12 protein-coding genes and 2 tRNA genes are annotated in these 14334 nt (G+C 48.2%); 4 read left to right on the forward strand and 10 right to left on the reverse strand.

Features of this window, described 5'->3' with window-relative positions:
* The first annotated feature begins 7 nt into the window (after positions 1 to 7).
* Positions 8 to 235: a DUF4224 domain-containing protein gene (locus AACY98_RS05450; protein ID WP_339802587.1), complete on the forward strand. Its 228-nt coding sequence runs from the start codon at positions 8 to 10 to the stop codon at positions 233 to 235.
* Positions 219 to 1223 (forward strand): tyrosine-type recombinase/integrase, encoded by a 1005-nt coding sequence (locus AACY98_RS05455; protein ID WP_339802590.1) that lies wholly within the window; start codon positions 219 to 221, stop codon positions 1221 to 1223. The genes AACY98_RS05450 and AACY98_RS05455 overlap by 17 nt, the downstream gene beginning before the upstream one ends.
* A gap of 83 nt (positions 1224 to 1306) precedes the next feature.
* On the opposite strand, the gene AACY98_RS05460 is transcribed toward AACY98_RS05455, so the two are convergent.
* The 3 genes from AACY98_RS05460 to AACY98_RS05470 all read right to left on the reverse strand — a co-directional run bounded on the left by AACY98_RS05460 (position 1307) and on the right by AACY98_RS05470 (position 4560).
* A tRNA-Pro gene (locus AACY98_RS05460) sits at positions 1307 to 1383 on the reverse strand.
* A gap of 100 nt (positions 1384 to 1483) precedes the next feature.
* Positions 1484 to 3211 carry an ABC-F family ATP-binding cassette domain-containing protein gene (locus tag AACY98_RS05465; protein ID WP_339802593.1) on the reverse strand — a complete coding sequence of 576 codons (1728 nt, stop codon included), beginning with the start codon at positions 3209 to 3211 and terminating at the stop codon, positions 1484 to 1486.
* A gap of 416 nt (positions 3212 to 3627) precedes the next feature.
* A complete protein-coding gene (locus tag AACY98_RS05470) occupies positions 3628 to 4560 on the reverse strand; it encodes a 2-hydroxyacid dehydrogenase (RefSeq protein ID WP_339802653.1) in 933 nt (310 codons plus the stop codon).
* A gap of 211 nt (positions 4561 to 4771) precedes the next feature.
* Between AACY98_RS05470 and AACY98_RS15020 the strand changes: the two genes are divergently transcribed.
* Both AACY98_RS15020 and AACY98_RS05475 read left to right on the forward strand, forming a co-directional pair.
* Positions 4772 to 5194, forward strand: a complete 423-nt coding sequence (locus AACY98_RS15020; RefSeq protein ID WP_423817528.1) for a surface-adhesin E family protein — start codon at positions 4772 to 4774, stop codon at positions 5192 to 5194.
* Between the two features lie 378 nt (positions 5195 to 5572).
* Positions 5573 to 5649, forward strand: a tRNA-Arg gene (locus AACY98_RS05475).
* Positions 5650 to 5796: 147 nt separating this feature from the next.
* Here AACY98_RS05475 and AACY98_RS05480 read toward each other — a convergent pair.
* The 7 genes from AACY98_RS05480 to AACY98_RS05510 all read right to left on the reverse strand — a co-directional run bounded on the left by AACY98_RS05480 (position 5797) and on the right by AACY98_RS05510 (position 14298).
* On the reverse strand, positions 5797 to 7407 hold the full coding sequence (locus AACY98_RS05480; RefSeq protein ID WP_339802596.1) for a hypothetical protein: 1611 nt from the start codon (positions 7405 to 7407) through the stop codon (positions 5797 to 5799).
* A gap of 154 nt (positions 7408 to 7561) precedes the next feature.
* The gene (locus AACY98_RS05485) at positions 7562 to 7750 is read right to left on the reverse strand and encodes a hypothetical protein (protein WP_339802599.1); all 189 of its coding nucleotides are present in this window, start codon (positions 7748 to 7750) and stop codon (positions 7562 to 7564) included.
* A 163-nt stretch (positions 7751 to 7913) separates the two neighbouring features.
* Positions 7914 to 8396 carry a GNAT family N-acetyltransferase gene (locus tag AACY98_RS05490; protein WP_339802602.1) on the reverse strand — a complete coding sequence of 161 codons (483 nt, stop codon included), beginning with the start codon at positions 8394 to 8396 and terminating at the stop codon, positions 7914 to 7916.
* A 9-nt stretch (positions 8397 to 8405) separates the two neighbouring features.
* Positions 8406 to 9038, reverse strand: a complete 633-nt coding sequence (pncA, locus tag AACY98_RS05495) for a bifunctional nicotinamidase/pyrazinamidase (RefSeq protein ID WP_339802605.1) — start codon at positions 9036 to 9038, stop codon at positions 8406 to 8408.
* Positions 9039 to 9297: 259 nt separating this feature from the next.
* On the reverse strand, positions 9298 to 10215 hold the full coding sequence (locus AACY98_RS05500; protein WP_339802608.1) for an alpha/beta hydrolase: 918 nt from the start codon (positions 10213 to 10215) through the stop codon (positions 9298 to 9300).
* Between the two features lie 133 nt (positions 10216 to 10348).
* Complete coding sequence (locus tag AACY98_RS05505) at positions 10349 to 11203, reverse strand: hypothetical protein (protein WP_339802611.1); 855 nt, start codon at positions 11201 to 11203, stop codon at positions 10349 to 10351.
* A gap of 293 nt (positions 11204 to 11496) precedes the next feature.
* Entirely contained in the window at positions 11497 to 14298 is a 2802-nt protein-coding gene (locus tag AACY98_RS05510) for an autotransporter outer membrane beta-barrel domain-containing protein (RefSeq protein WP_339802614.1), read from the reverse strand.
* Between the last annotated feature and the right edge of the window lie 36 nt (positions 14299 to 14334).

Genomic DNA, 14334 nt, shown 5'->3' on the forward strand with positions numbered 1-14334 from the left:
GAAGATGATGAGCGCTGTTATTTTGAGCAAAACAGAGATCGAAGAGATCACCCGCGCAAAGCAACCAGCAAAGCAACTGAAGGCATTGATTGAGCGTGGCTTTTACCGTGCGTATAGGGCCAATGACTCCGGCCCGGTCATTCTTGAACGTGCGCATTATGAATCTGTATGTGCGGGAAACAATACTCAGCGCCCGAAGGTAAGACCGATTGACAAACATGAAACTACCGTCTAATGTCTACAAAAAGTTTAATGCATACTATTATGTTCTTGCCCAGGGCAAAAAACGTAAATGGATACGGCTATCATCAGTGCGGGATGGTTTGCCAGCTATGTATGCAGCGCTTTCAGAATTCATGCAGACTGACTCCAGAAACGAAAGCATGAAAAAGCTGATTGAGGACTGGCAAAAAGAGGTTATGACAAAACACGCCATCAAGACTCAAAAAGATGAAATCCGTATTTCCCAAAACCTGAAGGAAGCATTTATTGAATTTAATGCCAGTGAAGTACAGGCACCAGATGTCATTGAAGCTATCAAGCCATTCAAAGAAAAGCCCCGTACATATAACATGTACAGGGCTATGATGCGCGAGTTAATGCGCTACGCAATTGAAAAAGGATACCGCACAGACAATCCAGTGGAGCATATTAAAACAATGTCCACGCCACCACGTAAACGGTATGTTACGGACTCTGAGATCAGAAGGATAAAAGTCGCAGCGATGTACGGATTGGACGGGCTTAAAACCAGATCGGGACTGATGATCTGCGCCCTCATCGACATGGCGTACCTGACTGGCCAAAGAATCAGCGACCTCCTGGCACTGGAATGGTCACAAATGACAACAGAAGGCATCATTTTTCAAACCCAAAAGACAGGCGCCAAAGTGCTTATTGAATGGACGCCTAAACTCAAAGAATTAGAACAGCGTTTGATTGATTTGAAAAAAGAGAAAATAACCATTACAAGCAACGTCTTTACAACTCAGGATGGAAAGCCTTACTCATATTCTGGGGCTTCCACGGCCTGGAAACGTGCCGTCAAACGAGCTGGGATCAGAAATATCCATTTCCACGATCTGAGGGCCAAAGCCCTCACAGACAAGGATGAATATGCAGGCATTACGGCTGCACAGAGAATGGGAGGACACACAACCCAGCAGCAGACAAGCGAATATATCCGCCAACAGAAACCTGTAAGAATCTCTGCTACCCGTTAGATGCTTTTATTTTGGTTAGATGATCAAAACACTGCTTCAATGTTTTGAATAAGAACATATATGAATTAAATCATATAGTTAAGTGGTCGGGGTGATACGATTCGAACGTACGACCCACTGCTCCCAAAGCAGTTGCGCTACCAGGCTGCGCTACACCCCGAAAAGATTAGAGATTATATATGAATTTTCCCATTCTGACCAGAATGAATTTTCACCATATATCCTTTGCTATCAGGGTAAAAAACTAAAGGTTCTCGTTCTCAGACTTCATTGAGCGTCCACCGGTCCTCTGACCATGACAAAATATGCGTTAATTTCAATGTTTCCAAAAATAGCCTGTCGTGCGACGCGACCAGCATTGCTCCGGGAAAAGCAGATAAAGCGCCTTCCAGCGCACGCAAAGCCCATAAATCCAGATGGTTGGTTGGCTCATCCAGCAACAACAGTTGGGGCGCATTTTCTGCCCACAATGCGCATGCCAGTGCCGCCTTCAGCCATTGTCCACCACTGAGTTGTGCAGCAGGTAAATGCACATGAACCGCATCCAGCCCGAGTTGTGCCAGTTGCATGCGAAGCTGGCTTTCCGGCACCGGACTTCTGTTGACCTTCAATTGCTCCAACACACTGCGTTCACCAGTCAGCAGTTTTTCTGGCATTTGGTCAAACCATGCAAACGGCACCCCCACATGGCACGCACCACTTGCAGGCATCAGCCAACCTGCCAGGGTTTTCATCAAAACACTTTTCCCGCAGCCATTGGGCCCCACAACGCCCACCCGTACCGGGCCATTCAGAGTCATGCTCAAAGGTGCATTTCTGGCAGGATACAAGGTCTTTAATTCATCGAGCTGGCAAATTTGTTTGCCCGCCGGAACTTGACTTTCAGACAACATGACAAAAACAGAGCGGTCTCCCTGAACCTGTTGTGCAGCCTTTTGCACGGTTGTAGCCGCTTGCGTTTTCATTTGATCAAGCTGTCGCTTTTTTCTCCCCCGGGTATGGTCGGCACTCTCTTTTAGGAGGCTCAGGTAAAGTCCGGAATGATTGCTTACTTTCGCTTTCGCATTTTCTCGAACAATCTGTCTTTGCAATTGATCATGCTGTTTGCGCAACTCGCGTTCAACACGCTTCTTTTCGCACTTGGCCTGCTCCAAATGCTTTGCCGCTCGCTGCACTTCCGCCTGCGATTGCTGCTCATAAAACGCATAATTACCGCCATAATGTTTCAAACGTGTGTCACAAATTTCAACGGTATTCTGCACTCGACTCAACAGGTCGCGGTCATGGCTGGCAACAACAATGCCGCCTGCCCACGAATCTATTTTTTGATAAAGCCAATCCCTGGCATCCCGATCTAGGTGGTTGGTCGGCTCGTCTAGTATCAGCGCACCTGCCTGGCTCGCAAAGGCGGAGCATAAAACGGTTTTAATGCGCTCCCCCGCACTGAGCATTGCAGCAGGCATCTGCATAGTCAGGTCAGGCAGGCTGCAACTTGACCACAGGGCCTGCATACGCGGTAACAGTTCCCAATAGCTTTCTGCCAGATCAAAATCTGCCTGCTCGGCCCTCCCTTGCTCAATATGTGTCAAGGCATTGAGCGCCGGGGTTAAACCCACCATGTCGGCAACCGTCCAGCCGCTGGGGGCTTCCATATTCTGAGGAATATACGCAACGGGCAACATACGCATTACTTTTCCGCCGCTGGGTTGCAGCAAACCTGCCATGATCTGTAGCAACAGACTCTTTCCTGCCCCATTGGGGCCAACCAGAGCAGCAAAGTCGAAAATATGAAAACCAGCATTTGCATCGTCAAAAAGCACCCGTCCATCACTCAGGGTCAAGTTGATATGCTTCAGTTCAAGCCAGGGGGTTGCCGCGTGATTGCAAACCGCAGCCAACGGCACATTGGCAGGCTGTAAGTGCAACGCAAATCCAGATGGGTGTAAAGCTGTATCGTCGGCAGAAAAAACTGCATGGAAATTTGTCATAAGAGCTCTTTCATCACATGTTTATCACGCATCACCGCCATCTCAAACGGGGTGACGCACAACATAGAATCAGAACTTACAGACGCATTTCACAATCTCTCAGAAGGTAATAAGTGGAACTTACTTGGCACAGGCAATGCATGCTGCCTGCTGACCGTTCTATTGTACAAGGCAAAGCCGCTCTTTAACCAGTATGTGTGCAGGCATGCAGTCACACAGCGTTGGAAAAATGCCTCAACCCCAATTCAGCATCACTGCGCACAGTGATCAGCCTTTTTGTGCATGAGTCTGCTCAAACTCGCAGCCCGTTGCATACAAGACTCGCACTTGTGCCGCCCTCAAATACATCGATATCAATACATAAGTATTGTGAACAGTTCAATGGCTTTTATCTGATTTTGACTGGTCGGCTCTTTTTAAATCGGAGAGATCATCGGTTGTCCTGCAAAATGCAAGCGTGCATTATCCAAAAAACGCTGCTCCGAATTGGCAATCGCCTCCGGCGACCATCCTCCCACATGCGGTGTGATCACCAGCGTATCAAATCCGATCAAATCAGCTGGCGGAGAAGGTTCGCTTTCATACACATCAAGCCCGGCGCCTGCAATGGTTTTATTTTTTAATGCCTGTGCCAATGCCTGTGTATCAACCACGCTGCCACGCCCTACATTCACCACGTACCCTGCAGGCCCAAGCGCTTCAAGAACCTGGGCATTGACCATATGATGTGTCTGTGCCCCACCCGGGGTTGCCACCATCAGATAGTCTGCCCACTGTGCCATTTCCAGCACATTACCGAAATACGAATATGGTACATTTTGCCGCTGGTGCCGGTTATGGTAACCCACTTCCATCTCAAAACCCACGGCGCGTTTGGCAATCAGTTGACCAATGGTTCCCAGGCCAATAATGCCCATCTTCTTTTCTGAAACATTGGCAGGTAAAGCCACATCTGATCGCCAGACCCCACGACGGCACGCATGGTCCAGATACACCACCTGCCTGACCGTTGCCAACAGCAGCGCCATGGCATGGTCAGCCACACAATGCGCATTGGTACCCGCACCATTGGCCGCAGCAATGCCGTGTGCGTGCGCATAGTCCACATCCAGTCGTTCATAGCCTGCTCCCGTGGTACACACCAGTTCAAGCCGGGGCATCTGTTGCATTTCTTCTGCTGTCAGGCCTGCAATGCCATTGGTCAGAACTATCTGAACATCTTTGCCATGTGTTTGAATGGCCTGCTCTCGCCGGGCCGGATCGGCCTCGTAAATGACTTCATAGGTTTGCCTGGCACGTGCCAGATAGGGCTCAGTCAACTTCACAATCACCAGCAAAACAGGTTTCATCATCTATACCCCCTTCATCGCGGTATATGTCATACAACGTTGGCACTCATTATAAAAGCCCTGCATATCTACAAGTTAGCGTGGCTTTGAAAAAAAGAATGATGTACGAATGATTCAGAATCACTGCCGAAAACAGACAGCGGTGATGGCCCACTTCGTGGGGAATTATTGGCATTGATATATATGAACGAACCTAAACTATAGAATAAAGGTGTTCAATATTTCCTACAGGAATGTTATTTTGTATCGCTTACTCATTACCATAACAGCATTATTAACAAGTGCTTGCGTTAACACGCATCAAGGAGCCTGGCAGCCCATACCCAATAACAGGGGCGATAGCTTTTATTACTGGAATTCTCCAGAGGTTGACCCAAGCAACAACAGTCTGATTACCGCTCGTATTTTACTTAACGACCACACCCCAAATGAGTCTGCTGTTTTCAATATCACATATGATTGTACAAACACAACTGCAAGAATGAATCATATTAAAGACTATAGTGAACGGTTCGCTCAGGGAGAAATTTACAGCACATTGGAGGACTTCCCTCGCCGATTCGATCCGCTACCACTACCGCTCGACGAGAATGAACCATTCGCATACGTTTATCTCCAAGTCTGCCCACAATAACCAACAAAAAGCCGCTTATCAAGCCTTACAGAATACAAATCGTTTATAACCACTCAAGGAGCTAACAAATGAGTTCATATGAAATGGGAAGTCTAGCAGGAAAAATATTCATCGCTGTTTTCATCATCGTTGTTCTGTGGAAACTGATTAAACGAAAATAAAAAGCCACCACCAGGAGTGGTTGGATATGTGTTCTGACCAAAACTGACGTTATTCGTCCCGGAAATAAACAAGCATTGATACCGCGCGGTTAAGCATCAGATAGTATCAGCGGAACATTGACACATGCAAAACAGTTAGGCAGTACAAAATCCGCTAAGGTTGCCTGAATGCCGCGCCTGTACAAGATATTACCAATATCATATAATGCAAGGCTACCTGTCCGTAGCTCAGTCGGATAGAGCAACAGCCTTCTAAGCTGTGGGTCGGGGGTTCGATTCCCTCCGGACAGGCCAATAAAAACAATGTGCCCTATATTCCCGCGGCGGGAATATGATCTCTTGCTGAGGCTACCTACTTTATCGCAGACAACTGTCAAGTTGTTCATTAGATGAACGAAAAAACCGCCCGAAGGCGGTTTGAATAAAACTATATCAGGCTTATCAGGCAACCACACTGACTGCGACATTGGGTGTCCAGTCACCAAACCAGTGGTTGCGGCTGTTCACCATACGCCCTTGCAGGTTATAAACACCCGGGGTTGTCGGTGCCCTTACCGGAAAAACCATGACAGCTATTTCACCAGGCTGAATGCGCGAAGGCAGCCATACTCGGTGAGCACCCCAGATGGTGTTATCCTGTGGATTCTGTGTACCTAGAAACACCTCACCAAGCTCCCACACTGTATTGCCCGTATTACGCATGTCCACACGGATATCATATATGCAACCTGCAACCATGGAGTTTGGGATCAAGTGCCCGATCCACTGTGCATTGGTTTGTTCAGCAATCACGTTAACCGCTACATTGGGGGTGTAGTCTCCAAACCAGTTGCCATGATCCCCTACCATTCGTCCTTGCAGGTTATAAACGCCAGGCGTTGATGGTGCCATCACCGGAAACACCATAATTGCCGTCTGATTAGGTTCGATTCTGGAAGGCAGCCATACTCGGTGAGCACCCCAGATGAAGTTATCCTGCGGATTCTGCGTACCCAGAAACACTTCACCCAACTCCCACTTCACATTGCCTGTATTACGCATGTCCACGCGCACATCGTATGGTTTGCCCGCAATCATCGTCGATGGAATCAGGTGGCCGATCCATTGCGCATTGGCATGCGAGTATTTCACCTGTCTTCCAATCTGATCCCACCACTGGCGGGAGTTTTGCAACCGGGCATCACCTTCTCCCAACCCGATAACATTATCTGCACTGACCGAATTCCATAAGTACGCCACAATCGCTATCACAGCCGGGTTGCTTTGTGCATGAGAGAGCATTGTGAACGGATTATGTAGTATTTCTGGAAAACTCCCATTAGCATCTGGTGTAATGGATGCACATGGCACGAGAAACATCCGCTGTTTTGAGTGGAGATTCAGCATGCTCTGAAGCTGATTGAACTTAATAAAATATTGTTCTTCTGTATCCAAATGGGCATCTAGTCCGATCCAGTTATACAGCTTCAAACCGGCAATGGCATTTCCATAATTAACACCACTGCAAACGGCAATTGGTGCGTGCTGCGAATGGTTATTGCCTCGAATAATATTCAGAATGTTAACCAGTACTGGTGAAGGTGAACCATTCACATCCCCTAGCTTATTCTCCTCTGGCTCATCCACCGGATAAAACCCGATGACAGTCCCTTGCTCAACTTCATCCTCATTTGGTTTAAAAAAACCATCTGCGACTAACCGGTTCATGAAACCCAGCCACTTTGTTTCTGCAAACTGATCCAGGGTGTAGTACCCACCTTCAGCAGAAGGTGCATACAAAACCGGCGTGCTGATCACGGCCTTATTGCCTTTATCCTTAACCACAGCCAGATCGCGGACCAGCTGGTTATAGTCAGACCAGAAAATCACCGAAAGGTTGGTATGGTTCACCACCTCGTTCTGGCGGCCGTTCTGCGTGTGCAAGTGACCAAAGTATTTCAGATGCGATGCAGCACTAGCCACTGTTGCCTGTGCTGCTGGCTGCACCGAAGTAGCTATTGCTGAAGACGCCTTGTCCTCACCCGCTATGGGATTTGAAGTTCCTGTATCCATCTATGTATTTCCTCATTGTGATATTAAAAGAGAGCGTCATTTTCATGACATCTCACACTCACTTTATTAGGACAATAAGGACATATGTGAACGAAAAAACCGCCCGAAGGCGGTTGATAAGATATGTGTTTGTAATTGGACTATTGATGATATTTTATTTTTTCTTGGATGGCCATAATATACTGGTGACAAAACCTATTACGGCCCCTGCCATCATATAGAGACCAACCTTAAATACGCCATCATAACCGGGCTCATCAATGGACATGATGAATGCTCCGAATACCACAAATCCACCTACTACAAATAATAGAACTGAAAGTATAGCTGCGCCCCATTTCATTTTTTTCTCTTTAACACTGATTTACTGAGGCTCCATTCTAGTGGACAGTGCCATCCCTCAACAATTCCGATGAGAGCATAACCACCTGATTTCTCAGGTGGTTATGCTCTCATTCTTAAAAAGTGGAATATGCGGTTTCTGCTGAAGCCAGCAGCAGATATATTTACAACGCGACACGCATGGTGACATGGGGAATACTGGCTTCCATGAAAGGCTCACCAAATACCTCAAACCCCTGTTTTTTATAAAACCCTATGGCGTAACTTTGTGCATGAATCACAATGGCATGATCTCTGCGCCGACGTGCAAACTTCATCAGCTCGGTCAGCATCAGCTTACCCAACCCATTGCCCCTGCAATTAAAGAGCACGGCCATGCGGCCAATGCGCGAAACGCCATCACCTTCTTTGGTCATTCGTCCTGTCGCAACTGGCGTTCCATCGGCAGTTGTCACCAGAATGTGAACCGCCTCAATATCATGCCCATCCAGATCCATATCGGTTGGAACCATCTGCTCCTTGCTAAAAACCGCATCGCGAACAGCAGTAGCGCCCTGGTTCAACTGAGACCATGTATTAATTTGCCAGTGGAATTCGCCAAAATCGCCACTGGGCTTTAACAAAGCATTAAGACGTGATACGTTCATATACCAGCATTATATTGTGGAAGTTAAATTCTCCGACTGAATTCGCTGCACCCCAGCCGCAGCCATTTCTTCCCAGGCTTTGGTCAGTGAACCATTCAAATCAATCCCCTGACATGCATCTTCAATCACCACAGCGGCAAACCCCATTCGGCGGGCATCCAGCGCAGTCCAGGCCACACAAAAATCTGTCGCCAGACCGCAAATATAACATTGTGTTATATCCCGTTCTCGAAGATACCCTGCCAGGCCAGTTGATGTTTGCCTGTCGGCCTCCATAAAAGCCGAATAGCTGTCCGTTTCAGGATGAAATCCTTTACGAATAATCAACTGGGCATGGGGTATTCGCAGTGAAGGTGATAACTCGGCATCCAGTGTACCCTGAACACAGTGATCAGGCCAGAGTACCTGCATGCCGTACCGGACTTTCATGGTATCGTAAGGTTTGTGGCCGGCATGAGAAGAAGCAAAGGACATGTGCCCGCTTGGGTGCCAGTCCTGTGTCAGCACCACATTGGAAAACAGGGGGGCAATATGGTTGATGACCGGAATAATCCTGTCGCCATGAGCCACAGCCAGATGCCCTCCTGGTAAAAAACCATTTTGCACATCAACCACGATCAGTACCGTGTCTGATCTGGACATCTCCAATGTCATGGTCAGCGTCTCTCCCGTTTCTCAACCACAGCCAGAACAACTCCAGGTCATTGCTTGATGTACCTTTTGCAAGCCTCTGGCCACATTATTTTCAGGTTTTCAGTTCTGGCCGCAATGCCTGCGCTCCAGATACATAGCTGAAACCTTTTTACATGTAATGCAGTACAACTGTTTATTATAAAGCGTATCTGTCTTGACTGTTAATTAATGTCAGATTGGCATTCCATTACCTGACAAAGCACCTATATCAAACCACATCAAATACCTGTGCCAATGCCTGTGCCGCAGCTTTTTGGGCTGCCAGGGCTTCCGGTATGGCCTGCCCAAATTTAGCAAACTCGTGCGTCACACCTTTATAAAGCTCCAGTTCCACCGGCACTCCGGCAAAACGCAGCCGGTCAGCATATGCGACTCCCTCATCCACCAACGGGTCACATTCCGCCAGCCCCATCCAGGCTGGTGCAACGCCCTGCAAGTCGTCACACAACAGTGGTGCAAAGCGCCAGTCTTCACGCTGCCCATCTTCAATATACTGGTGGAAGAACCAGGTAATCAGCACTTCAGGAATAATCGCGTTATCGGCATACACCGTGTGCGACTCGGTATCCTGATGTGCTGTGGTCCCCGGGTAAAACAGCACCTGCAATGCCACAGGCAACTGCGCATCACGCGCCATAATGGCACACACGGCAGCCAAGGTTCCACCGGCACTATCGCCCCCAATGGCCAGACGGGAACCATCCAGCCCCAGAGTCTGCCCATTCTGGTTCAGCCACTGGCAGGCCGCCCATGCGTCATTCACTGCAACCGGAAATTTATATTCTGGTGCCAGCCGGTAATCCAGCGACACCACGGCAACACCACTGAGCAACGCAAGCTGGCGGCACAGACTATCGTGCGTGTCAATACTGCCAACGGTAAATCCGCCCCCATGAAAAAACAAAAGAACAGGCAAACCCTTGTCTTCTGACGGTGCATACAATCTGGCCGGCAAAACCTCCCCATCTGTTGATGGAATATGAAAATTCTCTACACGCGGCAACGGTGCGGCAGGCAAATCCAGAATACTGGCATTGCGCTCATAGTATTCACGCGCCTGCTGCGGTGAAAGCTCATACATGGGTTTATGACCTGCACGTTTCATCTGATCAGCAATACGCTGCATTGCAGGAGTCAATTTATGCGCCCTGGAAACCACTTGCTTATTATCCTTATTGATCAAACCTGATACGGATGTGCTTCAAAGCACTGCCCGGTATGTATTATCATTCCCAGGAAAAGACATTGCATTAAAACGCTTAATTGCGCATGGCATGAGACACATAATAAGCAGGCTCCGACGGAATAACCAGAAACTGCACACCACCATTCATTTTCTGCAGCTCAAACAATTGAGCCTGGGTCAACTTAGAAAACCGCAGTTTAAAATGAAAGCCCTTTCTCAAAAGCGCGGAACGAAACAATGCTGCAAAATCTTCAAAAGAAGTCCCGCTTTGTTCATTCCAGTTGTACATCACGTCTGCAAAATCCAATGAAAACAAAGCAGGCATACAAGAACTTTTGGCCAGATTGGCAATAAAGTCTTGATGGTCCATACCTGCCTGAACAATGAATCGCTTTAGGTCAGGCAATGGTATTGTGAAAAAATCTGCATTGGGAGCCGATGGTATAGCTAAAAATTCGATTGCTGGCATTCTCGCAACCAACCTGGCAACCATGCCGTTTTCCTCCAGGCTACCATTGTCATCAATCAGCGACTGGTTATGATCCCCCGGATCTGTCAACGTTACCTGAAAACTCTTCAGTTGTGGGAAGCACACTTCGGCATTCACCAGCCGGTTAAAAACCCATGAGCGCAAACCATTTGCCCCCATATCCGGCCCAGTAAAATTCAGCGACAACACCTTGTCTGCATACCTTTGCTGTGCCAGCAAATCCAGCAGATTACAAAACGCATAGTTACCGCCAAAGTCTTCATCGCACGCCTCTTGTGGATTATCATCATACCCTTCCCCAAAGAAGGTGATATCAAATAATCCATCGACTTCCTGAAACACAATAGAAGGAGAATAGTTCTCAATATAACTCTCTTGCAGAATATTTCTTTCGTAACTCAGAACTTTTTTCTGAAGTGCTCTCAATGCTTTATCCATAAACAGAAACACTGCTTATTATCCTTATTGATCAAACCTGATACACGTGTGTTTTGTAACACGACCTTGTTCGTATTATCCGGTCCGAAAAAAGACATTGCATACAGCGCCCTATTTTTTTATTCATAGCGCAATAGCGCACGAAGCGAGCACTTCATTTTTCATTCGTCCGGTATTCTGCGTTACACAAAATACACGGTAAAAATCCTTGACAGAGGTTTTTGGCAAAACAGCAAAAACCTCTGCAATTTGGCTGTACCTGCAATTGCATGAGCACCGTACAGCCTCATCACTTACCAGGAATATCTCAACCCGACATTGGCACCATAGCCCCTGGTCGAATTCTCACCAATTACTCCCTGCAATTGACCGTATATCTGCCAGTTTTCCGAAATCGGCGTTTGCGCCCCTATTTTCAGTTCCAGCAGGTGACGGGAGCGGTTACTTTCAACAGGCACATAACTCATTTGCAAAGACTCCTGGCGCTCACCATACCAATAATTCAAAGTGGCAAAAGGCTGCAAACCTTCTTCATGATGCCTTTGCACGCGCAAGCCAACCCTGCCAGTCAGGCCGCCACTTTTACCGATATGTACCCGGGTGCCGTTGCTCTCCCAATGATCGCTGCCATCCATGTGGCTGTAAATAACCTGTGCCTGTGGCTCCAGTGTCCATATAGCCTGATTCTGGTCCTGCTCTCCCAGCAAAAAGCTGTAGCCGGTTTCAGCCGATAAAGTAAAACCATCGGTGCGGTAACGCTCCTGCGGCAGCCCCTGACCATTGACCTTGTTGTTAAACCAGTTGTATTGTGCATAGGTATCAACGTAATAACCTTCATAAGGTTTATCGTTGGCCTTATCCTGGTTGAACCAGGTTGCATATACGCCCAGCGAATAGCCGTCCGATTTGCCATCGGCCGTAAAGCCTGTCACTCGAGAACGCGAAGACACATCGCCCCGGCTGTATGCTCCCATGACACCGAAATGAAAAATTTCATCCTGATAAACATCCGTGCCTACATGCAGCAAAGTGCTCTGTACTTTATTGCTGAGCTGATCGTCAAGCCCGGCCCGCGTTTTAATCTCGCTGTACTCAATGCGTCCCCAGGAAGATTCGTACTGATTGTTCAGCAGTTGCTGGCGATCATGAAAACTGTGAGAAAACGCTGCCCGATTATGCTCCATCAGCCCCAGGTAGGCACCCGCCTCAGGCCTTACAGTAGGCCTCACAACCGGAGTGATGACTTTGGAATCCTCTGTATCAGGCTCAGGCACAAGAACCAGCGGGCTGTCATACGAAGTCAAATACCAGTTAGCATCATTTGTGCCATTGGCCATATTCCCCCGGTCCAGCTTGTAATCATAAGCGCCTGCAACAATGCGCCCATCCTGTACAAATGTGCCATCAGACTGGCCCTGCACTTCAATAATTTCAATACCGCTTTGGGTCAATGCGCCAACACCACCCACGTTGTTGACTCTCACACGCGTGGTTCCCGATGTATCGCCCTGTATCACCAGTTTATCGGTAGGCGACAGATCCCCGTCCAGCGTGGTATCAAATGTCACCAGACCATTGTTGCCAACGTAGTTGCCCTGAATCGTCCAAGTATCGCCAACCGCCAGATTATTGCCCATGGTCATGTGCCCGGCGTTGTTAACCGTGGCAATAATCGTTTGTGAGGGCGTTGCCGGATCGTGCAGCAAAGTGGACGTGCTGTCAATATTCACGTGGTTATTGGCTAACCCGGTCGAGGCTGACAATATGTTGGTCCCGGTCATCGTCAGGCGGGTGCCTTTGGTCAGATTCAGTGTATCCCAGCCATAAATAAACAAACCGGTACCGTCGAAACTGCGCGCACTCATTTCACTGCCACTGAACGACAAAGCCCCTGTACTCGTTGCCGTACCATCCGAGCCACCATTGAATATAACCACGCCGCTCACATCAGGGTTGCCTTTAATGGTTGCGCTATCCTGGCCTGAGCCCATGTAAAGCTGGCCTGTGACTTTACCGCCGGCAATTTCGACGTAATCGTCTCCATCTCCCATGTAGATATTGCCATTGAAAGTGCCTGACGTGATCTTAAAGCTGTCATCCCCCTGGAACAAAGTAATATCACCACGCACCTGTCCGCCATCAATCCACACGCTTTGTTTGGTATTGACGCTACTGCTATATACAGCATAAACATCAGAGTCCACTATACCTTTGATCGTGATGACGGTGTTAGGAGCACCACTGAGCACATTCAGCGCATAATCACCTGATACTTTGGCATTGGCGCCAATGTTGACCTGCGCAATGCCTGCGCGGCTGTTCTCCATCTGCTGGGTCACAGCCGCACTTTCACCCAGGCTGACAAGCCCATACCCATTGATCCAGATGCCAGAACTGTAAGCCTTGTTCGCTGTAATGGTTGTTGTTCCGGTTGAAGTCACACTGGCAGTGCCACCGGCAATCAACCCCTGAGCGGCGTTGGTGTTAATTTCCAGTTCATTGAATGATGCTTTTGATGTATCTTGCGCACTTAAAACAAGCGTCGCATTATTTGAACTCAAATTCGTCAGCACCGCCTTGCCGCCAACGCTGAAAACACTGCCGGAGTTCAACTGCACCATCGTTCCCTGATCGGAATTTGCCAAAAGCGTCATGCTGGCATTGCCATCAACAATGAAATTCCCGTTCATCATATACATGATTCCAGGAGCCCCTGCACCGCCCGTTTCTGCGGTGATATCGAAATTACCGCCAACACGGATGGTGCCACCATTGGTCGGGTAAATAATGGACTGTGTTGTGGTACGGGCTAAAGGGCTGACCTTCAAATTGCCTTCAAACACAATGCTGCCATTGTTGTCGGCAGTAATTCCGCGCTGGCTGCCGCCCGAGGTTGTAATCTCAACATCCACAGCGGTGAAACGCAAAATACTGCCCGCATTCTGCGACAGCACGGCCGGGCTTCCTGGGCCATAGCTGCTGCCGGTTTGAACACACTCAGCCCCACTGGTACAACTGGCAGTCTGTGCCGATGCATAATGCGCAGCCAGACCTAAGATACTCAGGGCAACAGCCTTTCTTTTATAAGACTTCATTCAAAAACTCCAAGACAATTCAATAAAAAAATTTGT

This window comes from Saezia sanguinis (assembly GCF_963921665.1).
Lineage (GTDB): Bacteria > Pseudomonadota > Gammaproteobacteria > Burkholderiales > Burkholderiaceae_C > Saezia > Saezia sanguinis.

Coding starts and splice junctions, on each gene's coding strand:
- AACY98_RS05450 (WP_339802587.1), top strand. CDS start 8: ATGAGCGCTGTTATTTTGAGCAAAACAGAGATCGAAGAGATCACCCGC.
- AACY98_RS05455 (WP_339802590.1), top strand. CDS start 219: ATGAAACTACCGTCTAATGTCTACAAAAAGTTTAATGCATACTATTAT.
- AACY98_RS05465 (WP_339802593.1), bottom strand. CDS start 3,211: ATGACAAATTTCCATGCAGTTTTTTCTGCCGACGATACAGCTTTACAC.
- AACY98_RS05470 (WP_339802653.1), bottom strand. CDS start 4,560: ATGAAACCTGTTTTGCTGGTGATTGTGAAGTTGACTGAGCCCTATCTG.
- AACY98_RS05480 (WP_339802596.1), bottom strand. CDS start 7,407: ATGGATACAGGAACTTCAAATCCCATAGCGGGTGAGGACAAGGCGTCT.
- AACY98_RS05485 (WP_339802599.1), bottom strand. CDS start 7,750: ATGAAATGGGGCGCAGCTATACTTTCAGTTCTATTATTTGTAGTAGGT.
- AACY98_RS05490 (WP_339802602.1), bottom strand. CDS start 8,396: ATGAACGTATCACGTCTTAATGCTTTGTTAAAGCCCAGTGGCGATTTT.
- pncA (WP_339802605.1), bottom strand. CDS start 9,038: ATGTCCAGATCAGACACGGTACTGATCGTGGTTGATGTGCAAAATGGT.
- AACY98_RS05500 (WP_339802608.1), bottom strand. CDS start 10,215: ATGCAGCGTATTGCTGATCAGATGAAACGTGCAGGTCATAAACCCATG.
- AACY98_RS05505 (WP_339802611.1), bottom strand. CDS start 11,203: ATGGATAAAGCATTGAGAGCACTTCAGAAAAAAGTTCTGAGTTACGAA.
- AACY98_RS05510 (WP_339802614.1), bottom strand. CDS start 14,298: ATGAAGTCTTATAAAAGAAAGGCTGTTGCCCTGAGTATCTTAGGTCTG.